The organism is Vitiosangium sp. GDMCC 1.1324, from assembly GCF_003044305.1.
Classification (GTDB): Bacteria; Myxococcota; Myxococcia; order Myxococcales; family Myxococcaceae; genus Archangium.
The window spans coordinates 210,948-232,724 of record NZ_PZOX01000010.1 but is presented as its reverse complement, the minus strand read 5'-3'; the positions used below and the strand labels follow the sequence as shown (position 1 = coordinate 232,724).

The following is a 21,777-nucleotide window of genomic DNA, read 5'->3' as shown; positions in this document are numbered from 1 at the left end:
TACTCTACCTGATGGGGCAGATGAAGGGGGTGACTCTCGAAGTGGCTCGGAGGCGGCCGGGATGGTGGGTGACACCGAGCCACCGCCGTTGACCGCCGGCCGTGAGCCGCCCTAGCGTCCGTGGCCGATTCCAAGGTCCCACTCGGGCTGGAGACGGGCTGCGGCTCGCTGGCCACTGTGTGGGCGCTCGACCGCGCGGGGGGACGCGAACGGGCCGTGTGCTACCAGCCACAACCCCCATCAGGAACGGCGTCCGGCTCTCCGGCACGCCGCGTGAACAACACGAGTCATTTCCTCGGAGGAATCATGGGTCCGCAGTTCGTTCCGATGCCGAAGCCACCCCGCATGGGCAGAGCCCGCTGGGTGCTGGCGGCGCTGCTGGTGGGTGCGCTCGCCGGCTGCAACAAGGACGAGTCCAAGAGCACCCCGGCATCGTCCGGCACGTCTTCCACCCCGGGCGCCCCGGCCAGCGGCTCGCCCGATACGGGCGTCCCTCCCTCGGCGGAGTCCCTCACTCCCGTCATCCACGAGATCGGCTCCGAGGGCATGATGCCTCGCGAGGTGGTGCTGGAGTTCCCCCGCGCCGTGGCTCCCGAGGACAACACGGTGAAGAAGGGCACCGTCGTCACCGTGTCTCCGGACGTGCAGGGCTCGCTGACCTTCCGCAGTAGCTCCACGCTCGTCTTCACCCCTCGCGACAGCTTCGCCTTCACGACCCAGTACACCGTCTCTCTCGAATCGCTGGAGCTGGCCGATGGCACCGTGGTGAAGCCCACGGCCTCGGGTGAGTGGACCCGCTCCTTCACCACACCCGCCTTCGCCTTCGTGCGCCTGTCTCCCCGGCAGATGGACGTGGGCAAGGGCAAGGTGGAGGCGGACCTCGTCTTCTCCGGCCCGGTGGACGTGGCCAACGTGCGCCGCTTCGTTTCCTTCTCCGTGGATGGCAAGGCGCTGTCCGATGTGAAGCTGCGCTCGCACCCCACGGACCGCTACATCGTCACCGCCGCTCTCGGTGGCGCGAGCCTCCGTTCGGGCGCTCAGGTGAAGTTCACCCTCAAGCCGGGCATGGCCTCGGCCGGGTCCAAGGCGGGCACCGCGGCCGCGGGCGAGGGCTCCTTCGGGCTGACCGGGGGCAATCGCCTCGACATCACCAACGCCTACGCGCGGGAGGGCTCCACCGGCCACTACATCGAGGTCCGCTGCCGCGAGCTGGGCGGGGACGCCGAGCCCAGCCGGGATGAGGGCGAGGAGGACTACGAGTACTACGGCGACAAGACCGAGCGCTGCAGCCTCGACGAGGACTCCGCCGCGGACACCCTCCACTTCAACCCGCCGGTGAAGTTCTCCGTGTCTCCCTCGCGCTGGGGCTTCCGTGTCTTCGGTGACTTCAAGCGCGGCTCCTACTCCATGCGCATCGACGCGGGCGCCGTGTCGTCGACGGGCGGCCGGCTGCTGTCCACCTACGAGAGGTCCTTCTCCATCTCCGCGCGCAGCCCGCAGATCAGCTTCGGCTCCACCGGCCGCTACCTGCCGCGCAGCGCCTGGCGCAACCTGCCCCTCAACCACCTCAACCTGGACTCGGTGGACCTCGTGGTGCGCAACGTGCCCCAGGAGAACCTCCTCTTCTGGATGAGCAATGACGGCCAGGAGGTCGCCGACGAGCGCACCTCCAACGTGCTGGTGCGCAAGACGCTGCCTCTCCAGGGCGCTCAGGACACGCTGGCCACCACCTGGCTGGACGTGGGCAGCCTCGTGCCCGCCAGCACCCGGGGACTCGTGGAGATCACCGCCTCGGGCGGCTACAAGTCGGCTTCCTCGCGCATCCTCCTCACGGACCTGAGCCTGGTGGCCAAGCGCGGCATGGCGCCCCGGGGCTCGGACGCGAAGGAGGAGGTGTTCGTGTGGGCGCTCGGCATGGAGAGCACCGAGCCGCTGCCCGGCGTCGAGGTCTCCCTGGTGAAGAAGAGCGGTCAGGTGGTGGCCCGCTGCACCACCGGTGGCTCGGACGGCTGCAAGCTGACCGTCCCCGCTCCGGGCGTGGACACCGCCGAGCCCTTCGCCCTGCTCGCGCGCAAGGGCGACGAATTCACCTACCTCAAGTACAGCGAGCTGAAGACGGAGATCGCCAACTCGGACGTGCAGGGCGAGCCGTACCGCTCGGACAAGCCCTATCGCGCCTCCATCTACTCGGACCGGGGCGTGTACCGCCCGGGTGACACCGCCCATGTGGCGGCGGTGCTGCGCGGCCAGGACGACATGGCGCCGCCGGTGGGGATGCCCGTGGAGTTGAAGGTGGTGGACCCGCGCGAGCGCGACCTGAAGAAGGTGATGCTGAAGACGAACGAGGCGGGCCTGGTGTCGCAGGACGTGCCCTTCGAGGCCTACCAGGACACGGGCGCCTACCGCGTGGTGCTGAGCGTGGCCGGCAAGCAGGTGGCCTCGTACGGCCTCAACGTGGAGGAGTTCGTCCCCGAGCGCATGAAGGTGACGGCCACCACCGAGAAGCCCGGCTATGTGCAGGGCGAGGAGGTGCCGCTGACGGTGGAGGCCGCGTACCTCTTCGGTGGCTCGGCGGAGAAGAGCCCGGTGGAGGTGACGTGCAGGCTGGAGCCGTCCGTCTTCCGTCCGAAGGACAATGCGCAGTACGCCTATGGCGTGTGGCGTCCGGAGGGCGCGGACGCGAAGGCCACCGTGCTGGGGCAGGTGAAGGCCGAGCTGGATGGAAAGGGTCGAACGATCGTTCGATGCCCGGCGCAGCAGGACGCGGGCGGCTTCAAGGGCCCGGCGAAGCTGGTGGCGCAGGCCAGCGTCTTCGAGGCCGGCAGCGGCCGCTCCACGCTGGGCGAGGCCAACGTGCCGGTGCACCCGGAGGCGTACTACGTGGGCCTCCAGGCCAATGTGGACAAGGTGAAGGCCAACCAGCCCTTCACCGTCACCGGCGTGGTGGTGGACTGGCAGGGCGCTCTCTACGGCAAGGCCCTCAAGTCCCTCCAGGTGGAGTACCTGCGGCTGGACGAGGAGTATGGCTACTTCTACGACGAGAGCTCCGGCGAGGAGCGCTACCAGCGCCACCTGCGCCCCGTGCGCGAGGGTCGCGCCACCGTCAAGCCCGAGGGCGGAAAGTTCTCCCTCCAGGTGACGCCGTCCACGGACGCCGCGGGCTACCTGGTGCGGGTGAAGTCCGGCGCGGCGCAGACGGACCTTCAGCTCGAGGGCCACGGCCGCTACTACTGGTGGGACGAGTCCTCCACGCGGGTGGACCAGACGCCCCGGCCGGCGCGGCCCACCTCGCTCGCGGTGGAGCTGCCGCGCTCGGCGAAGGTGGGAGACTCCATCACGGTGAAGGTGAAGGCGCCCTACCGGGGCCGCATGCTCTTCACCGCCGAGACGGACGGTGTGCAGGCCGCCGAGTGGAAGGCGGTGGAGCCGGGCGAGGTGACGTGGACCTTCAAGCCCTCGGCCTTCGCGCCCAACGTCTACGTCAGCACCTTCCTGGTGAAGGACCCACACCTCGAGTCCGCCCAGGCCTTCATGCCGGACCGGGCCTTCGGCGTAGCCAGCATGACGCTGGAGCCGGTGGACTTCACCCAGGCCGTCACCCTCAACGTGCCCAAGGAAGTGCGCTCCAATGACACCCTCACCGTGGACCTGGAGCTGGGCGCGGTGGACAACGGCACCGTCGCCACGGTGGCGGTGGTGGACGAGGGCATCCTCTCGCTCACGCGCTTCAAGAGCCCGGATCCGCTCGCGGAGCTCTTCACCAAGCGGGCCCTGGGCGTGCAGACGTACGAGACGCTCGGGTGGACGCTGCTGATTCCTCCCGCGGGCGCCAGCCGCTCCACCGGTGGTGACGGCGAGGGCGGGGATGCCTCGGGCCGCGTGCAGCCGGTGAAGCCGGTGGCCCTCTGGAGCGGCGTGCTGCCGGTGCCCGCCAATGGCAAGCTGCGCGTCCCCTTCAAGCTGCCGCAGTACCGCGGCGCGGTGCGGGTGATGGCGGTGACGAGCGGTCCCAAGCGCATCGGCCACGCCAGCGCGCAGGTGCTGGTGCGCGACCCGCTCGTGTTGCAGACCACGCTGCCCCGTTTCCTCAGCCAGGGGGATGAGATTCAAGTCCCCGTCTTCGTCACCAACCTCTCCGGCAAGGCGCAGGACGTGAAGGTGTCCCTCTCCGCGGAGAACCTCCCGGTGCCGGGCATGGCCATGCCCGCGTCCATGGCCTCACCGCTGCAACTGCTCGGCAAGAGCGAGGGCAAGGTGCGGCTCGAGGATGGCAAGGCGGCCACGCTCGTCTTCCAGGCCAGGGCGGTGCAGGCGGTGGGGGCGGCCCGCCTCAAGGTCACCGCCGAGGGCGGCGGGCACACCTCCTTCGAGCAGCTCGACGTGCCCCTGCTCCCCTCGGGCCCGCGCGAGCGCAAGGTGCAGCGCATCGAGCTGGCCTCCGGCACGCTGGACCTGTCGAAGTACCTCCAGGGCTGGCTGCCCACCAGCGAGCGCTCGACGTTCTGGGTGACTACGAATCCCTACGCCGAGTCCTTCCAGCACCTGTCGTACCTGGTGCAATACCCCCACGGCTGCATCGAGCAGACGACGTCCTCCACCCGCCCGCTGCTCTACGTCTCCGAGCTCATCGACAGCGTGGATCCGACGCTCACGGCCAACGCGAAGGTGGAGGACATGGTGATGTCGGGCGTGAACCGGGTGCTCTCCATGCAGACGCCCGGGGGTGGCTTCGGCTACTGGCCGGGCGCCACCGAGCCGGTCGAGTGGGGCACGGCCTACGTCACGCACATGCTGCTGGACGCGCAGAAGCGCAAGTACGCGGTGCCGCAGGACCGCATCGACGATGCGATCGGGTGGATGAACCAGCAGGTGACACGCCGCGAGAACCGCTCGGCGTCGGACTCCTACAACGATGGTGCCGAGGCCTACATGCACTACGTGCTGGCCATGGCTGGCAAGGGCCACAAGGCGCGGGTGCAGAAGCTCATCGATCAGCTCGGCAGCCAGAAGTTCTACAGCAACGGCCAGCGGGCGGAGCAGGAGTTCATGCTCAAGGCCGCGCTGTACCAGGCCGGTGACCGCCGCTACGAGAAGGACCTGCGCAACCCGGAGGTCTCCGCGGTGGTGGACGAGCGGTGGAACAGTTGGTCCTTCTACTCGGATCGGCGCCGGCGCGGCTTCATGCTGAGCACGTTCCAGGACCTGTTCGGGAACGACGCGTCGGGCGAGCCGCTTGCGCAGCGCGTGGCCGAGGCCCTCAAGCAGGAGCGCAGCAGCTACTACACCACGCAGGAACTGGTCTGGGGCATCACCGGCCTGGGCAAGCGCGTGGCGGGAGCGGCCTCGAAGTTCACTCCGCCGGTGCTGACGGCGGACGGCAAGGAGGTGCCGGCGCAGGATGGCTCCAAGCAGCGCGCCTCCGACCGGACGTGGGCCCTGGTGCGCGCGAGCGAGCGCAAGGGGCTGACCCTGAAGGTCCCGGAGAAGGGCGAGGGCAAGCTCTACCTGGTGCTCGCCAGCGATGGCGTCCGTTCGGATGGCCAGTACCGCACGGGCGGCGAGGGGCTCACCCTCTCGCGCCAGTACCGCAACCTCGAGGGGGATGAGCTCGACGTGGAGGGCGGTTCGGTGAAGCTGGCGGACCTCATCTATGTGGAGGTGAAGATCAAGAACACCTCGGGCGAGCGCATCCAGAACATCGCGCTGGTGGATCGGCTGCCGGCGGGCTGGGAAATCGAGAACGCGCGGCTCGGGCGCGGCGGCAAGGTGGAGTGGGCCTCCTCCGAGGATCAGTGGAGCGCGGACTACGTGAACATCCGGGATGACCGGGTGGAGGTCTTCGGCAGCCTGGACGCGGGCGAGACGAAGACGGTGGTCTACGCGGTGCGCGCGGTGACGTCTGGCAAGTTCACGCTGCCGCCGGTGGAGGCGGAGGCGATGTACGAGCCCCGCATCTGGGCGCGCGAGGCAGGAGGCTCGGTGGAGGTCTCCGGCCCCTGGAAGGACTTCCTGCTGTAGTTCATTCGCGGGGCGCGGTGCTCTCGGGCACCGCGCTCCGCCGTACGCGGTACGATTTACATGCCGGCACTTCGCATCTCCAGGAAGCGGGTTCTCCAGGGAGCCCTCTTCCTCCTGTGTTTCACGCTCGCTGCCCTCGCCGCGGCCTGGCTGATCCCTCTCCCCGAGCGTCTCTCCGAGCCGCACTCGGTGGTGGTCGAGTACCGGGATGGCACTCCGGCGCACGTCTTCCTGGCTCCGGATGAGCGGTGGCGGGTGCCCACGGTCCTGGAGGAGGTGGATCCGGCATACGTCCAGGCGCTGCTGGCGCTCGAGGACAAGCGCTTCCTGTGGCACCCGGGAGTGGACCCGGTCGCGGTGGTGCGCGCGGCGGTGACGAACGTGCTGCGCGGCCGGCGGGTGTCCGGGGCGTCCACGCTGACCATGCAGCTCGTGCGGGTGTTGGAGCCCCGGCCTCGCACGCTCGTGTCCAAGGTCGTCGAGTCCCTGCGGGCGGCACAGCTGGAGCTGCGGCTGTCCAAGAAGGAGATCCTCGCGGCCTACCTCCAGTTCGTGCCCTACGGGCGGAACATGGAGGGCGTGGAGGCGGCGGCGCTGGCGTACTTCGGGCACCGGGCGACGCATCTGAGCCCCGCGGAGATGGCAACGCTGCTGGCGGTGCCGCAGAACCCCAACCGGCGCTTCCCCACGCCGGAGAACGCGGCGCGGCTGAAGGCGGCACGAGACGAGGTGGCACAGCGGCTCTTCGATGAGGTGGCACTGCCGCTGGGACCGCAGGGGGCTCGGGTGACACCGGAGGCGGCGTTGGCGGAGGTGCGCGCCACGGCGGTGCCCACACAGCTCACGCCCTTTCCTCGCGAGGCCCCGCATGCGGCGGTGTGGCTGCGGACCCAGCGGCCCGGACAGTCGCGACTGCGCACGACGCTGGACGCGGGCTCGCAGCGGCTGGTGGAGCGGGTGATGCGCGAGTCCGCGCCGGAGCTGGGCGCCAAGGGCATCTACAACGGGACGGCGGTGGTGGTGGACCGGGAGCGCGCGGAGGTGGTCGCGCTGGTGGGCAACTTCGACTTCTTCGACACGGCGCACGGGGGGCAGCTGCCGGGCTTCGCGATGACGCGCTCGCCGGGCTCGGCGCTCAAGCCGCTCATCTACGCGCTCGCCATCGATCAGGGGTTGGCGGGGCCCGAGCAGCTGGTGGCGGACATTCCGACCTCTTACGGCACCTACGCTCCGCGCAACTTCGACGGGCGCTTCCAGGGACTGGTGCGGTTGGAGGACGCGCTCTCGCAGTCGCTCAATCTGCCCTTCGTGAAGCTGCTGCAGCGGCTCGGGGTGGAGCGCTTCCTGGGGGCACTGCGGCTGGCGGGAGTGACGAGCCTGAACCCGGATCCGGGCCACTACGGGCTGTCTGCGTCGGTGGGCGGCATCGAGCTCACGCCGATGGAGGTAGCGGGCGTCTACCTGGCCATCGCCGAGAACGGTCATGCGCGTCCGCTGAAGCTGCTGGAGGAGGGACAGCCCGAGTCAGGTGCCCAGGAGATCTTCTCTCCCGGAGCGGCATGGCTGACCCGGCGCGCGCTGTCGCTGAAGGATCGGCCGGACTTCCCCGCGCGCCGCAAGCTGACGGGTCTGCCGCCACGGGTGCACTGGAAGACGGGAACGAGCTTCGGCCACCGGGATGCGTGGGCGGCGGGCTCGGGGCCCCGGCACACCGCGGTGGTGTGGGTGGGCAACTTCGACAACACCCCCAGCGTGCACATCGTGGGCGCGGAGGCGGCGGGGCCGCTCCTGTTCGACATCCTGGAGGGGCTGGGGCCCCGAGGACGGCTTGAGGACGCGGACGCGGTGGTGCCCTCGGATCTCACCCAGGTCGAGGTGTGCGCCTACTCGGGCCACCTGCCGACGGAGGCCTGCACCCAGCGGCGCCTCGTGTTCGCCAGGCGCAGCCATGTGCCCACCGAGACCTGCCCCTATCACCAGCGGGTGGAGGTGGACGTGAAGACGGGGCTCGCGGTGGGCCCCTCGTGCCGGGCCGGGAGGCGGACGGAGTCGCGCGTGTATCTCTCCTGGCCGGCGAGCATCCGGCGCTGGTTGGCCGAGCAGCACCGTCTGTTGCCCCAGCCCCCCGCTCCCGCGCCCGGCTGCGAGCCCGGGGGTGCTCAGCGCGCTCCGGAGATCATCTCACCCGGACAGGGGCAGGTGGCGCTCCTCATCCCGGGCGTTCCGGCGGACCAACAGGAAGTGCCGCTGGAGGCCGAGGCCGAGGGAGACGGGGAGCTGACGTGGTTCGTGGATGGGGCTTTCCTGGCCTCGGCGCGAGCGGATGAGCGGGTGTGGTGGGCCCCTACGGTGGGCACCCACGAGATTCTCGTCTCGGACGACCGGGGACTCAGCGCGCGCAGGACGCTGGAGGTGCGTGCGCGGCGCTGAGCCTCGAGGCGATGGGCCATCCCCTGTGCCGCCAGACCGGGCTCGGGAGTACCCGCTCAGCGGCATCCGGTGGTCGAGGGCGGAAGCTGGTAGTCGAAGCGCTGGAACAGCCCGCGCTTCCGCCAGTCGTCCCTGCGGATCTCCTTCGCGTGCGTCAGGTCCTGTTCGAAGCTGGAGGCGAGCTCGCTGGCGAGCGGCGCGTCCTCGACGACGAGGCTCCCCTCCTCGAGCAGGGTGTGGGAGTTGGCCTCCAGGTTGTTGGAGCCCACGGCGGCCACCCGGTCGTCCACCACGAGGGTGCGGGAGTGCAGGGGGACCGCCTGGTACTCCCACAGACGCACGCCGTTCTCCAGCAGGCGCTCATAGGAAACGCGCTGCGCGGCGAGCCCTCCGGGCAGGCCCTCGGGCGGGATGCCGGGCACCAGGATGCGCACGTCCACGCCCTCCTGGGCCTTGCGGATGAGCGTGTCCACGGTGGCGGTGGTGGGGATGAAGCAGGCGTTGGTGAGCCACAGCCGGCGCCGGGCCGCGGCCATGAGCACCTGCACCATGCGCTCGGAGTAGCTGAGCGAGGGCGAGCCGGTGCTCGCGACGAAGCCCGCGCGGGCCTCGCCCCGGGGCTCGAGCGGGGGGAAGGCAGACTCGGGCAGGAACCCGCCGCCCGCCTCCAGCCAGTCCCTGGCGAAGGTCTGCTGCAACTGACGCACGGCGGGACCTTCCACGTGGACATAGGTGTCGCGACAGGAGGGCCCCACGCCGGCGCCTCCCGTGAGGCCGCTGCGGCCGTCGCGGATGACGAGCTGGCGGTGGTTGCGCGCCTGCAGCCGCTCGTCATTGAACACCACCGTCTCTCCCACGAAGGGGCGGAAGTCGCGCACCTCGCAGCCAAGCTGGACGAGCCGCGGTTGCACCGTGTCCACGAAGCCCGGGCTGTGGAGCGCATCCACCAGGATGCGGCACACCACGCCCGGCCGTCGCTCGGCGAGCGCGCGCACGAGGCGCTCCGAGGCCTCGCCCGGCTGCCAGCTGGAGACGAGCAGGTGGAGCGACTCGCGGGCCTGGCGGGCTTCCGCCTCGAGGGCTTCGGGGATGTGCTCGTCCTGGACCAGCTCCACCACATGGCCTGGACGCAGCCCCACGCCCACGGATTGGTAGAGGGCGAGTGACAGCTCCGGCCCCGAGTCCGGCAGGTCGTCGTGGATGCGCAGCTGCTGTGGATGCTCGCGGTAGATGCACGCCGTGCCGGAGAGCAGGCAGACGAGCAGGAAGCGCGGAAGACGATTCACCCCGTGCAAGCTAGGCATCCGTCCGTGCGCCGCGCAGGGGCGGGACGGGGACGGGCGAGCAGCCGGCCTGCATGCCTGCCCGTCCTGACCCGGGAGTGTCCGCGTCCCTACCTTCGGACAGATGGCCTGCCAGAGTGGAGGTGAGGCGCAATGGAATCCTGGAACCGGATGTCGACCGATGCGGTGCGTTCGCACACACCGGAGGTGGTGAACCGGAAGATTGATGAGCGGGTGGAGCGGTGTGTCCGGCACATGGCGGAGCGGATGGATCGCGCGGCCATCACCCGCTACCTGGAGAAGTTGGAGTCCGAGTGGGATCTGAACCGGGTGGTGACGGTGGCGATGTCATCGGTCTCGGTGCTCGGGCTGTTGCTGTCGGAGAAGGCCGGCCGCGGGTGGAGGCGCGTGAGCGGGGTGGCGGCGGGGATGCTGCTGCTGCACGGCCTCCTGGGCTTCAGTCCGATGGCGGAGCTGATCCGGGCGATGGGTGTGCGGACTCGCAGGGAGATGGACCTGGAGAAGTTCGCGCTCAAGGCCCTGCGAGGCGACTTCGAGCGGATTCCGCACGAGGGCGGCCCCCTGGCGCGAGCCAATGCCGCGCTGGTGGCCGCCCAATCCTGAGGCGCCCGTGCCTCAGTTCGCCCCGATCTGCATCCCCCCGAGTGTCACGGGGGGCCGGGGCGCCTCCTTCCTCCCGGCCGGGGCGCGGTGCTGTTTGAACAGGTAGCCCTCGAGTCCGGCGAGGCCGATGGAGAACTGGGTCACCCACTTGGTGGCGGGCCTGCCGGCGGCGGCATTGATGTCGAACGGGTAGGCGAAGTGCAGGCGCAGGAGGATGGGGCCGAGGCCGACGTTGACGCCCACGGCCGCATCCAGCACGCGGTGATCCCACACGTCACGTGCCGAGCTCCCCACGCCACCCGCGTCGAAGCCCGCCACGCCCATGAGGGTGTTGAGGAAGGCGATGCGGATGAGCGCATCCAGCGGCACGCGCAGCTCGAGCGTGGAGTACAGGTAGTGCGGGCCGAGCAACCACCGCTCATCGCCGAACGGCACGCCGCGCAGGGTGTCGAAGCTGGAGAGGTAGAAGGAGCGGGCGAAGCGTCCGCCGTAGGAGGTGCCCGCTCCGCCGCGCAGCATGACGTGGGTGCTGCCCAGGGGAATGGGGAAGTAGCGCTCGGCGTCCAGGCGCACGTTGCCGTAGAGCTCGCCCTGGAAGGGCTGGACGCCGGTGGTGACCTCGGCCATGAACGAGCTGCCGGAGATGGCCACGCCCGTGTAGTGGTAGCGCAGGGTGTTGTAGCCGAAGGCCAGTGAGCCCTCCGTCTGGAAGCGCAGGCCGGGCTGGGTCTGGCGCCACAGGTTGTAGAGGTCCCCGACGCCGTTGAGCTCCGGCAGGTTGAGGTAGAAGGACGTCGCCGGGTCGAGGAAGTACGAGGAGCCGCCGATGCTGAGGTTGGCCTCGAGGAAGGTGAAGGTGCTCAGCGGGTAGCGTGCCAGTCCGGTGGCGCCGAAGAAGCGCTCGCCGGAGATGAGTGTGTAGTAGGGCAGGTTGGTGCCTTTGGTGGCCTTGCGCAGGGTCTCGTCCACGCGGAAGCGCAGGGACTGGAAGAGGCCGCCGCCCCACGTCATGCGTCGGGACTGGTCGAGGTAGAGCAGGTAGCCGTCCGTCAGGGCGAAGGAGCCGTACACCGCCACCTGCAGCAGCATGGCGTGGTTGCGCAGCCGGTCCGTGGCCGAGGCGAACACCTGGCCGTAGAAGCCTCCGCCGCCCGCGCCGGCGAAGCCGAGGATGGGCCCCAGATCGATGTTCTCCCGGGCGAAGGGCTTGTAGGTCTGGGCGCCCTCCAGCGAGCGCTGTGGCAGGGGGCTGGGCGGTGCCACCTCGGCGCTCGACACCTGGGGGACCTGGAAGGTCATCAACTGCTGCGAGCGCAGCAGGGCCGGCTTGCGCTCACCGGACAGGTGGTAGAGCAGCCACACGTTGCCATCCGGGGCGGGGCAGGGCTCGAAGAGGCCGGTGGCCACGTCCGTGCGCCGCACGATGCTGCCGCCCCCGGTGTACTCGTGCAGGTCCGAGCGGCTCTTCTCGTAGGCCACGAAGAAGAGGCGGCCGTCCGGCAGCACCGTGGGGTCCGCGTGGTCTCTCGCCTCGGTGGTGAGGCGCTCCACCTTGGAGGGATCCTCCGGCTTCACCCGGAAGAGGTTGTAGTAGCCGTGCGAGGTGGCGTCCGACGTGTAGACGATGCCCGCGGGGCCCCAGGCGAGGCTGCGCTCGGCGTACACGTCGTGGGTGATTTGCTGGGGCTCGGCGTTGAGGCCCTGATCCAACCGCAGCACGTAGATGTCGCGCGTGCCCACCTCGCTCAGGCCGATGAAGGCCACCTGCTTGCCATCCGGCGAGAAGGCCGGCGAGTACGCGGCGATCAGCCCATGGTCGGCGAGCCTGTAGGCCACGCGCTCGCCCAGCTCGAAGCTCACCTTGTAGGGCGGCTCCTTGCGCAACCCGGAGGGGTTGGTCACGTAGGGGCTGCGGCCCATGGCTGGCAGCGTCCCTCCCAGGGTGTAGGGCTGGGCAGTGTGCTTGTAGCTCTGGACGTAGAGGATGTCGCGCGCCAGGGACTCGGCGATGAAGACGAACCGATCATCCGTGAGGGCGAAGTTGCGCCCGAAGATGGGATGCAGCGACTCGTAGCCGGGCACGCCGTCGCCCTGCACGCGCACGCTGTCATTGGGGGCGCGCGGATCCACCATGATGAGCTGGCTCTGACCCGTCTCCGGGATGATGCTCCGGTACATGAGCACGCGCCCGTCCTGCGAGCTGTTGAGCGCGGTGACGATGCCCTTGCGCTCGCGCAGCAGCTCCATGTTGGGCGTGGACTGCTCGGCCTTGAGGTAGGTGCGGTAGGCGCGCTGCTTCAGCCATTCCTCGAACTTCGCGGCGACCTTCTGCGGATCATCCCCGGTGAGCATCTCGATCAACCCCTCGAACTGGAGGTTGGGCGTCATGCCCGTGCCGGAGACGAGCTTGGGGGAGTTCTCCAGCACCTTCTGGATGAAGCCCGTCCCGTACGTCTCCTCGAGGAACTGGCAGCGCGCCTGGCCCACCTTGTAGATCCACAGGAAGCCGTAGGGCCCGGGCGACCAGAAGTCCAGGAAGGCGTACCCGCGCATCAGGTCCGGGTTGATGAGCAGATCCCTCACCATCATCTCGCCTTCGGGATCCAGGCCGCCCTTGGCGTAGAACTCGGCGAGACCCTCGATGAACCAGAGGGGGATGCCGTTGAGCGGATCCCCCGCCACCTTGGCCTGCTCGGCCAGATAGCGGACCTTCTGGATGGTGAACTGGTGCGTCATTTCGTGGGAGCTGATCTCCCCGAAGAGCCGGTGGTCACCCAGGTAGGGCAGGGTCAGCTCCAGGTGGCCCTGGGTGCTGGTGACGCCCAGCGTGCCCTCGGACACCGAGGTGACGTTGGTCTGCAGGAACTCCTGGTAGCTGCTGTAGAGGATGTACGGGAACGTCTGCGTGGGGACGAACTTGAAGCGGTCGACGAGGTAGCGGTAGGTGTCCTCGAGCTGGGGCGCGGCGTACTGCGCCACGTTGCGCTCGCTCTCGTAGAAGTAGAAGCGGACGCCGCCGCTCTTGACGCCCAGCGACGTGGCATAGGCGGGGCCGCCGTCCGGTGTGCCTCCATCCGTGGGCAGGGCGATGGGGACGTAGAGGGAGTCTCCGCTCGCGACCGCGGCATCGGGCGTACCGCCATCCGGCTGGTTCCGCACCACGGGCGTGGGACTGCCCGGCTCGATGGAGTCCAGGGGACTGCCACCGATGCCCTGCTGCTCGCCCGGCTTGCCGGGTGTCTCCTGCCCGGGCGGGGGACCCTTCGTCGCGTCGGAGGAGGAGGCACCTGGCGAGCGCATCTGCGGCGACGTGAGGGCCGTGGGATTGGGGCCACCCGGGGCTCCGGGCGGTTGCTGGTGGGCCCTGTGGGCGGGCGGGGCGGCGACACCCTCGGCCTCGGGGCCGACGAGGATGTCCAGGTGCCGCCATTCGAAGTCATACGTGTGCACCGGTGACCGGTAGGCACGGCGCGGGATGACGTAGACCTGGGCCAGCGCCGCCTCGGGGAGGATGAGGGCCAGCAGGGTGGCGATGAATAGACGTTGTTTCACAGGGGCGACCTCCCGGGTGGGGAGACGAGGGACGGGGCGAACCTAGGCAGGCCCCCCCATATTAACGAGTGGGCGGGCGAGCGGTTCGGTACGATTGCTCAGCGGTGCACGTCCCAGCCACTCAGGGTGTTGGATGAACCAGTGCTTTCGTCCCGTTTCGGTGCCCGGTATGGAGGGCCCATGAACCGTTTACTGGTAGCCACGACGGGAGTCCTGCTTCTCTCAACCGGGTGCAAGAACACGGTGGTGGAACCCAAGCACGAGTGCGAGCTCGAGTCCTTCAACCTCTCCGCCTGTGATCGGTCCGGGTTTGCCTCCGTCAAGGCGGAGGGGATCTGGCATGCGAATGTGACGCTCAGCGGCGTTCCCTCCCCGGGGACTTTCAGCCTCGTGCCGCAGCAGTCCCATCTGCTCGGGACTCCGCTGTCGGTGAGCCAGGTGGAGGGGGACACCTTCTTCCTGGCCAGCGACTACCAGGGGACGTACTCGCCCATGCGCTTCGCGATCGCGGGCTGCCAGGCGCCCACGCCCGAGCAGGTGAAGGGCGAGTTCCGGCGGTGCGCGGATGGCACGATGGACCTGCAGGGCACCTTCGAGGCGGTGCGCGTCAAGCGGGTGGCGGGAGAGCAGGAGCAGTCCGGGGTGGAGCTCGTGTCGGAGACGGCCCTGCCGCGCGGCGTGCCGCAGGACGTCTTCGTGTCGGGTGGGTACGCCTACGTGACGGCGCTGGCGGATGGCCTCTTCGTCTACGACGTGTCGAACCCGGCCGCGCCCAAGAAGGTGGCGGAGATCACCCCCACGAGCGACACCTGGTACCGCTCCTGGGTGAAGGGCCAGACGCTCTATGTGTCGAGCGCCAAGGAGGGGTTGATCATCTACGACGTGAGCAACCCTGCGGCGCCCAAGCGGGTCGGTGCGCTGCCCAGCCCCAGCGTGCAGGGGTGGGGGCTCTACGTGGACGGGGACCGGCTCTACCTGGTGTCCCCCTCGCCCGACGCCGAGGTGCTCATCTACGACGTCTCCACGCCCGCGACGCCCAAGCTGCTGTCGCGCTACTACGACACGAAGGCCACCATCAGCGCGGGGGAGACCCCGGTCGAGGCCGTGGCCGTCAACAACCGGCTCTACATCGGCTACTGGCGCTATGGGCTGGGAGTGGCGGACGTGACGGATGGGACCAAGCCGGTGGTGATGGGTCACTTCGGGTATGACAATGCCACCAGCCGTCCGGTGGCGGCGGGCACCATCGGAGACCGAACGATTGCCTTCGAGTCCAGCGAGGGGTGGGGGTCGATGATTCGTGCGCTGGACGTGACGGACCCCGAGCATATCTCAGTCGTGGGCCAGTTCCAGATGCGCCCGGAGTCCACGGTGGGGGGTTTGACCTTGGTGGGCTCCAAGTTGTACGTGGCTCATACCCAGGACGGCCTGCGCATCCTCGACATGTCCAACCCCAGTACACCGCGGCAGCTGGCCTACTACAATACCTGGCGGGAGACGGATCCAGGCCGGGGACGGACATTCATCGACGGCCTCAGTGGGCTGAGGGTGCCCGGTGACGGGTACATCTACGCCACGGAGACCTCGCGAGGATTGCTCGTCTTCCGAGAGCAGTGAGTGAGGCGCATGAGCCAGAGCGTGTCGAAGTCGTGTGAGCGTTGCCAGACCCTTCCCGAGAAGCTGGAGAAGGAGGGGCCTGGTCGGCTCTTCCTCTGGCTCCCGCTGGGTCACAGTTACGGCAAGCTGGTGCGGCTACTGGGAGACTCGGGCCGGCAGCATCAGGCGATGCCCGAGTCCCAGTGCGTGGCGGTCCGGCTGGACGGCGGTCACCTGAGCGCCCTCGTGGCCGACGTCATGGGCGCGCTGACGGGCGAGGAGTCCCGGGCCACGCGCGCCCTCTTCGTCGAGGGTGACGGAGAGCCGGGGCTGGGGGACTTCCCCCGGGTGGGCTCGCTGCCGCAGCTCTTCACCATGACACGCTCGGGGTGGCTGGTGGACATGCTGGCCGAGAAGCGCATCACCAGCCACTACCAGCCCATCGTCTACGCGAAGGACACGCGCCAGGTGTACGCCTACGAGGCGCTGCTGCGCGGCCTGGAGCCGGATGGGTCGCTGGTGAATCCGGGGCGGATGCTGACGCTGGCGCGCGACGCGGATCTGCTCTTCCAGTTGGATCTGGCGGCCCGGCTGTCGGCGGTGCACGAGGCCTCGCGGTTGGGGCTGCAGGTCCCGCTCTTCATCAACTTCACGCCCACGGCCATCTATGATCCGGCGTACTGCCTGCGCTCCACGGTGGCCGCCATCAGCGAGCTGGGCATGCCGCCGCAGAACGTGGTGTTCGAGATCATCGAGTCGGACCACACGCCGAACGCCAACCATCTGAAGTCGCTGATCGCCTACTACCGGCAGGCGGGCTTCCGGGTGGCGCTGGACGACCTGGGGGCGGGCTTCTCGTCGCTCAACCTCATCCACCAGCTGCGGCCGGACATCATGAAGCTGGACATGGAGCTCATCCGCGGCATCCACCAGGACAGCTACAAGGCCTCCATCACGGAGAAGCTGCTGGAGCTGGCGCAGAAGCTGGGCATCCTCACGGTGGCCGAGGGCATCGAGACGCCGGAGGAGCTGCGGTGGGTGCGGGAGCACGGGGTGGACTTCGTGCAGGGCTACCTGATCGCGAAGCCGGCGAGCCCGCCGGTGATGGCCACGCCGCACTACTACTGATTGACGAGCGTGGTGCCGGAGCGGTTGAGGGTGAGCTGCCAGGCCAGGTGCAGCTCGAAGCCAGCGTCCTGGACCTGCCGGCGGGCCAGGAAGAAGTTCCGATCCGCCACGAGCCCCTCCACGGTGGAGATCCGGGCCATGGCACTCTGCATGAGGCGTGCGCTCTCACCGCGGCCGATACCGACGGAGGTGGAGAGGGCGTTGGAGAGTTCCTGCTGCGCGGAGGTGATGGCCGGGCCGATGCTGAACTCGCCGGCCTCGAGCTGGTCCGCTGCGGTGATGAGCCAGTCATAGCCGCGCGACATGCTCGCCAGCTGCTGCTGCCGGAGCTGCTCCAACTCCTGAGCGCGCGTGTTCTTGAGGGCTTCCTGCTGCTCCAATGACTCGATGCGGGCCTGGTGCTCCTGCCGCTGGGCCTCCTGCTGGGCCTGCAGCAGCTCGGTCTGGGCGCGGAGCTCCTCCACCTCGGCCTTCCGGAGGGCGAGCTCGGCCTCCACTTCCTCCGGTGTTCGGGCCTGGCCTTGCTGGGGTGCTGCGGACTCGGCGGTGGGGCTCGCGCCAGCCGAGGGCGAAGGGGAGGGCGTCTGCCCGAGCATCAGGGACAAGGAGAGTGCGAGCCAGCCGTTCATCCCCCCAAACGTGTCCACCGGAGGACGAACCGGTACACAGGGGCCGCCGGGCCCCCGTGTGTCCGCCTCCAGGGTGAGCAGCCGTCACCCCTCCTTCGGGTGGGGGGCGGGCTCCTCGGGCAGCGGGATGAACTCCGTCTCGTGCGGTACCGCGGCGAAGCGCTTGGCCTTCCAATCCGCCTTCGCCTCTTCCAGCCGCTCCTTCGAGCTCGAGACGAAGTTCCAGTAGATGTAGCGCGGCCCATCCATCGGCTCGCCACCGAGGAGCATCATCCGCGCGGGACTGGTGGCCTGGAAGGAGATCTCACTGCCCTTGCGGAAGACGAGGAGCTCGCCGGGGTTGAACTCCGTGCCGTCGATCTCCACCGAGCCTTCCACGAGGTAGAGCCCGCGCTCCTCGTGCCTGGCCGGGAGGACGAGGCCCGCGCCCTCCTCCAGCGCCGCGTCCGCGTAGAACATGTCCGAGAGCGTCTGCACGGGCGAGCGCTTGCCGTAGAGCTCTCCCGCGATGAGGTGCAGCCGTACGCCCTCGCCCTCGATGAAGGGCAGCGTGTCGGCGGCATGGTGGACGAAGGAGGGGGCGGTCTCCTCATGCTGTTTCGGGAGCGCCACCCAGGCCTGGATGCCGTAGAGCCGTCCGCCCGCGGCCCGCGCTTCGGGGGAGGTGCGCTCGGAGTGGACGATGCCGCGCCCCGCGGTCATCCAGTTCACCGCACCGGGCTGGATGGACTGCACCACGCCGAGGCTGTCCCGGTGGAGGACCTGGCCCTCGAAGAGATAGGTGACGGTGGACAGGCCGATGTGCGGGTGCGGTCGCACGTCCAGTCCCTGGCCCGAGCGGAACACCGCGGGCCCCATCTGGTCGAGGAAGATGAAGGGCCCGACCATCCTGCGCCGGGCCGAGGGCAGCGCCCGCCGCACGTTGAACCCGTCGCCGAGGTCTCGGGTCGGGGCGACGATGAGGGTCTCCAGTGTGGGGTGAGGCGTCGTCTCGTTCGTGAAATCCCAGCTCATGCGTGGCTCCTGACTGATGAAGTCATCATGTGGGATCACCCCGATCCGCACCAGCCACCGATGGCGGGAAACACCGTTCCATCGGTGGGACGAGTGGAGACCTTGCCCCATCAATCCGCGGGGAGGCGCTCACCCCGTCGAGGTGCGTCGGGCAGATGGGCGGACCAGCGCTCGCGCAGGAAGTCCACGAAGGCCGTCACCTTGGGAGAGTGGTGCCGGCTGCTCGGGTAGACCGCATGCACCGGGGCTCCGGACGAGCTCCAGTCTGGCAGGATGCGCTGCAGGCGTCCGGTCGCGATGTCCGCGGCGGTGTGGATGTTGGGCAGGAGCGTCACCCCGGAGCCGGCCAGCGCCACCGCGCGCAGCATGTCGGGCTCGTTTACGACGAGGCGCGCACGGATGGGGATCTCGACCGACCGGTTCCCCGAGTGCAGGGTCCAGACGTTCCCTTCCTGCCCCGCGCCGAAGAGAAGGCAGTCATGTTTCTCGAGGTCCTTGGGCGTCCTGGGTGTTCCTCGCGCCGCGAGGTAGCTCGGGGCCGCCATGACGACGCGCTCGATGCTCCCGAGCCTGCGGGCCACGAGCGATGAATCGGCCAGCCGCCCCGCGCGCACGGCCAGGTCAAAGCCCTCCTCCATCAGGTCGACCGTGCGATCCGTGCACACCAACTCGAGCTGCACCTCGGGGTAGCGCTTCATGAACTCCGCGACGATGGGCCCGAGGAAGCTGAAGGTGAGTGGCGTCGTCACGCGGAGCAGCCCGTGAGGCGCGGACTGCATGCGCGTGACAGCCAGCTCGGCCTCCTCGGCCTCGGCCACGATGCGGGCGCAGTGCTCGTAATAGGCCTGTCCCACGTCGGTGAGGCGCAACTTACGCGTCGTGCGCTGGAGGAGCTGCGCGCCGACACGCTGCTCGAGCTCCGACACCTTCCGGCTGACGGTGGACTTGGGCATTCGCAGCCCGCGTGCCGCCGCCGTGAAGCTGCCGGCCTGTACCACCTTGGCGAAGACGAGGAGCTCGTTGAGGTCCATTCCGGTTCCCGTCCTAGGGTTGTTCCATGGGTGGAACAGTCCTTCCAGTTCGTCCCATCTAATCAAGGCCGGTGCCCATCGCTACCTTCTGCTCATCAAACAACACGCGGTACCGAAAGGGACGAACACATGGCGAGCGCAACCTGGAACATCGACCTGACCCACTCCGGCATCCACTTCACTGTCCGCCACATGGTCATCTCGAAGGTACGCGGGAGCTTCCGCCGCTTCAGCGGGACGGTGTCGCTGGACGAGCAGAACCCCGCCGTTTCGTCGGTCTCCGCCCGCATCGAGACGGCGAGCATCGACACCGGTGTCGAGCAGCGCGACGGGCACCTGCGCTCGCCGGACTTCTTCGACGCGGAGAAGTTCCCCACCATCTCCTTCCAGAGCACGAAGGTGGAGAAGTCCGGGGACAACGGCCTCCGGGTGACGGGGAACCTGACCATCCGGGACGTCACCCGCGAGGTGGTGCTGGAGACCGAGCAGCTCGGCATCGGGAAGGACCCCTGGGGCAACACCAAGGCGGCCTTCGAGGCGAAGACCTCCATCGATCGCCGGGACTTCGGCCTGCAGTGGAACCAGGCACTCGAGACCGGTGGCGTCCTCGTGGGCGAGAAGATCGAGATTGCCCTTGAGATCCAGGCCGTCAAGGCGCAGACCTCGGAGAAGGCGGCCTGAGCGAACCGACGGCAACCTGAGCCCTCTGGAGACAGTATGACCATCGAGTCCAAAACCGAGCAGAGTGGTGCGTTCCGGCAGGTCCTTCACGCCGGCACCCATACCTTCCACGCCGACGTCGCGCCTGCGCTGGGCGGCCAGGACTCGGCTCCGGGTCCCCACGAGTACTTCGATGCCTCGCTGGCGGCGTGCAAGGCGCTGACGGCCACGTGGTACGCGAAGAAGCACGGAATCGCCCTGGAGCGCGTCGAGACACACGTCGAGCGCGACGACTCGCGCGAGCGGCAGGGCTTCTACTCGCTCCGGGTGAAGCTCGCGTTCCATGGCGCGCTGTCCGCGGAAGACAAGCAGAGGCTCTATGCCGCGGTCGCCCAATGCCCTGTCCACAAGCTCATGACCTCGACGGAGGTCGAGATCGTGACGGAGCCCCTCGAGGTTTCCTCCGCGGGGTGACAGTCTTCAACCGCGAGCGCGGGCCATGGCCAGGACTTCGCGAGCCGCGCGAATGCCCGTGGCCAGCGCGCCGTGAACGGTCCCCTCCTCGCCCTCGAAGTGGGTGGCCTCACCCGCGAAGAACAGGGTGCCCTGGACTGGCCGCGCCAGTGCCTCCAGGGCATCCACCGCCCCCGCGGGGATGACGCAATACCCCCCACGGGTGAACGGCTCGCGTTGCCAGTCCTGGATGCGCCAGCTCTCGATCTGCTCCTGGAGGGTCCGCCTGGGGAGCTTGAAGATGCGCCCGAGCGCCTCCAATGCATGCCGTAGCATCTCCTCCTCACGCAGCCGGGAGAGGGCCTCGGCCGAGGGTCCGCCGCTCCAGCCCACGAGGTGGCGCGAGCGCAGGGGTGAGAGCGTCCACCAGGTGGGGAAGAGGAGGCCGGGCGCGTGGAAGAAGCCGTAGCGCCGGGTGTCTTCCCGCTCCTCCCAGAAGGGCGAGCGGAAGCGCAGGTGCACCTTCATCAGCGGTCCCATCTCGAGCCGGGCCACGGCGCGCTCCTTCTCCGGAATGCGGGGAAGGAGTCGCACCGCGCCGGGGGCGGGAGGCGACGCCTTCAATACGCCCACGGACAAGGTCACCACGGCCCGCCGGGCGCGGAAGGTTCCGAGCGGTGTGCCTTCGCGCGTTCTCGCGCGCACCTCGACGCCTCGGGAGGACCACCGCACCTGCTCGGCGACGGCGTTGAAGAAGAGCGTCTGGGGCCGGCGCATCAAGCCCCGGACGAGTGGCTCCAGCACGCGGTCATAGCCCTGTAGCGGGCGCGAGGGCGTGATGCCGCCGAACTGCCCCGCGGTGCGCTCCATGCAGGCGATGGCGAGCGCGCTGGCCGTGTCCACGCTGGCCGCGTAGAAGCCCTCCACGTAGGAGCGGGCCATCTGGACCTCGCGCTCGGACCAGTGACCGGAGCGGGCGTGCTCGGCGATCCACTGGCCCACGGGACGGTCCGGAGGCTCGGCGGCGGCGAGGTCCTCCACGACGCCGAGGGAGGCGTCTCCGTCCCGCAACCTGCCACGCCAGAGGAGGGCGTGCGCGTCGTTGCACGTGCCAGGCTTCACCCGGGCGCGCCGGGCCAGCTTCAGGAGGAGGGGAGGCTTGCCGTGGATGAACTCCGCGCCCAGCTCCAGGGGGACGCCCTCGAGGGCATCGCGCACGGTGTCCACGCGGCCGCCCGGGCGGTCCCGGGCCTCCAGCACGGTGACGCGGAGGCCCGCGCGGGTCAGCCGATCCGCGGCGGCGAGCCCCGCGGCCCCGGCTCCCAGGACGACGACGTCGGAAGAGCGGTCCATGCCTCT

General features: G+C 69.2%; 13 protein-coding genes. 7 read left to right on the top strand and 6 right to left on the bottom strand.

Translation table 11 applies throughout. The features are described from left to right. Positions 1-306: 306 nt before the first annotated feature. Together DAT35_RS28300 and pbpC are read left to right on the top strand one after the other, a co-directional pair. The gene (locus tag DAT35_RS28300; protein WP_108070687.1) at positions 307-6,018 is read left to right on the top strand and encodes an Ig-like domain-containing alpha-2-macroglobulin family protein; all 5,712 of its coding nucleotides are present in this window, start codon (positions 307-309) and stop codon (positions 6,016-6,018) included. A 60-nt stretch (positions 6,019-6,078) separates the two neighbouring features. Beyond that, positions 6,079-8,448 (top strand): penicillin-binding protein 1C, encoded by a 2,370-nt coding sequence (pbpC, locus tag DAT35_RS28295; RefSeq protein ID WP_108070685.1) that lies wholly within the window; start codon positions 6,079-6,081, stop codon positions 8,446-8,448. Between the two features lie 56 nt (positions 8,449-8,504). On the opposite strand, the gene DAT35_RS28290 is transcribed toward pbpC, so the two are convergent. Then, entirely contained in the window at positions 8,505-9,734 is a 1,230-nt protein-coding gene (locus DAT35_RS28290; protein WP_158501907.1) for a phosphatidylserine/phosphatidylglycerophosphate/cardiolipin synthase family protein, read from the bottom strand. 150 nt (positions 9,735-9,884) lie between these two features. Between DAT35_RS28290 and DAT35_RS28285 the strand changes: the two genes are divergently transcribed. Next, positions 9,885-10,355: a hypothetical protein gene (locus tag DAT35_RS28285; RefSeq protein WP_108070681.1), complete on the top strand. Its 471-nt coding sequence runs from the start codon at positions 9,885-9,887 to the stop codon at positions 10,353-10,355. A 12-nt stretch (positions 10,356-10,367) separates the two neighbouring features. On the opposite strand, the gene DAT35_RS28280 is transcribed toward DAT35_RS28285, so the two are convergent. After that, a complete protein-coding gene (locus tag DAT35_RS28280; protein WP_108070678.1) occupies positions 10,368-13,907 on the bottom strand; it encodes a PD40 domain-containing protein in 3,540 nt (1,179 codons plus the stop codon). A gap of 180 nt (positions 13,908-14,087) precedes the next feature. Here DAT35_RS28280 and DAT35_RS28275 point away from each other — a divergent pair, with 180 nt between their 5' ends. Next, positions 14,088-15,524: an LVIVD repeat-containing protein gene (locus tag DAT35_RS28275; RefSeq protein ID WP_108070676.1), complete on the top strand. Its 1,437-nt coding sequence runs from the start codon at positions 14,088-14,090 to the stop codon at positions 15,522-15,524. 9 nt (positions 15,525-15,533) lie between these two features. Continuing rightward, positions 15,534-16,631: an EAL domain-containing protein gene (locus DAT35_RS28270; protein ID WP_108071003.1), complete on the top strand. Its 1,098-nt coding sequence runs from the start codon at positions 15,534-15,536 to the stop codon at positions 16,629-16,631. Here the strand turns inward: DAT35_RS28270 and DAT35_RS28265 are convergent. The 3 genes from DAT35_RS28265 to DAT35_RS28255 form a co-directional block, all read right to left on the bottom strand. Beyond that, entirely contained in the window at positions 16,625-17,260 is a 636-nt protein-coding gene (locus DAT35_RS28265) for a hypothetical protein (protein ID WP_108070674.1), read from the bottom strand. The genes DAT35_RS28270 and DAT35_RS28265 overlap by 7 nt on opposite strands. Before the next feature lie 84 nt (positions 17,261-17,344). Further along, positions 17,345-18,274 carry a pirin family protein gene (locus tag DAT35_RS28260; protein ID WP_108070672.1) on the bottom strand — a complete coding sequence of 310 codons (930 nt, stop codon included), beginning with the start codon at positions 18,272-18,274 and terminating at the stop codon, positions 17,345-17,347. A gap of 110 nt (positions 18,275-18,384) precedes the next feature. Further along, complete coding sequence (locus DAT35_RS28255; RefSeq protein WP_108070670.1) at positions 18,385-19,305, bottom strand: LysR family transcriptional regulator; 921 nt, start codon at positions 19,303-19,305, stop codon at positions 18,385-18,387. Between the two features lie 129 nt (positions 19,306-19,434). Here DAT35_RS28255 and DAT35_RS28250 point away from each other — a divergent pair, with 129 nt between their 5' ends. Both DAT35_RS28250 and DAT35_RS28245 read left to right on the top strand, forming a co-directional pair. Beyond that, complete coding sequence (locus DAT35_RS28250; RefSeq protein ID WP_108070668.1) at positions 19,435-19,986, top strand: YceI family protein; 552 nt, start codon at positions 19,435-19,437, stop codon at positions 19,984-19,986. 36 nt (positions 19,987-20,022) lie between these two features. Beyond that, positions 20,023-20,439 carry an OsmC family protein gene (locus tag DAT35_RS28245; RefSeq protein ID WP_108070666.1) on the top strand — a complete coding sequence of 139 codons (417 nt, stop codon included), beginning with the start codon at positions 20,023-20,025 and terminating at the stop codon, positions 20,437-20,439. A gap of 6 nt (positions 20,440-20,445) precedes the next feature. Here DAT35_RS28245 and DAT35_RS28240 read toward each other — a convergent pair whose 3' ends face one another. After that, on the bottom strand, positions 20,446-21,771 hold the full coding sequence (locus DAT35_RS28240; protein ID WP_108070664.1) for an NAD(P)/FAD-dependent oxidoreductase: 1,326 nt from the start codon (positions 21,769-21,771) through the stop codon (positions 20,446-20,448). Between the last annotated feature and the right edge of the window lie 6 nt (positions 21,772-21,777).

Excerpts from the sequence above, each read along its gene's own strand:
- DAT35_RS28300 (WP_108070687.1), top strand. The coding sequence starts at position 307 with ATGGGTCCGCAGTTCGTTCCGATGCCGAAGCCACCCCGCATGGGCAGA.
- pbpC (WP_108070685.1), top strand. The coding sequence starts at position 6,079 with ATGCCGGCACTTCGCATCTCCAGGAAGCGGGTTCTCCAGGGAGCCCTC.
- DAT35_RS28285 (WP_108070681.1), top strand. The coding sequence starts at position 9,885 with ATGGAATCCTGGAACCGGATGTCGACCGATGCGGTGCGTTCGCACACA.
- DAT35_RS28275 (WP_108070676.1), top strand. The coding sequence starts at position 14,088 with ATGAACCGTTTACTGGTAGCCACGACGGGAGTCCTGCTTCTCTCAACC.
- DAT35_RS28270 (WP_108071003.1), top strand. The coding sequence starts at position 15,534 with ATGAGCCAGAGCGTGTCGAAGTCGTGTGAGCGTTGCCAGACCCTTCCC.
- DAT35_RS28265 (WP_108070674.1), bottom strand. The coding sequence starts at position 17,260 with ATGAACGGCTGGCTCGCACTCTCCTTGTCCCTGATGCTCGGGCAGACG.
- DAT35_RS28260 (WP_108070672.1), bottom strand. The coding sequence starts at position 18,274 with ATGAGCTGGGATTTCACGAACGAGACGACGCCTCACCCCACACTGGAG.
- DAT35_RS28255 (WP_108070670.1), bottom strand. The coding sequence starts at position 19,305 with ATGGACCTCAACGAGCTCCTCGTCTTCGCCAAGGTGGTACAGGCCGGC.
- DAT35_RS28250 (WP_108070668.1), top strand. The coding sequence starts at position 19,435 with ATGGCGAGCGCAACCTGGAACATCGACCTGACCCACTCCGGCATCCAC.
- DAT35_RS28245 (WP_108070666.1), top strand. The coding sequence starts at position 20,023 with ATGACCATCGAGTCCAAAACCGAGCAGAGTGGTGCGTTCCGGCAGGTC.
- DAT35_RS28240 (WP_108070664.1), bottom strand. The coding sequence starts at position 21,771 with ATGGACCGCTCTTCCGACGTCGTCGTCCTGGGAGCCGGGGCCGCGGGG.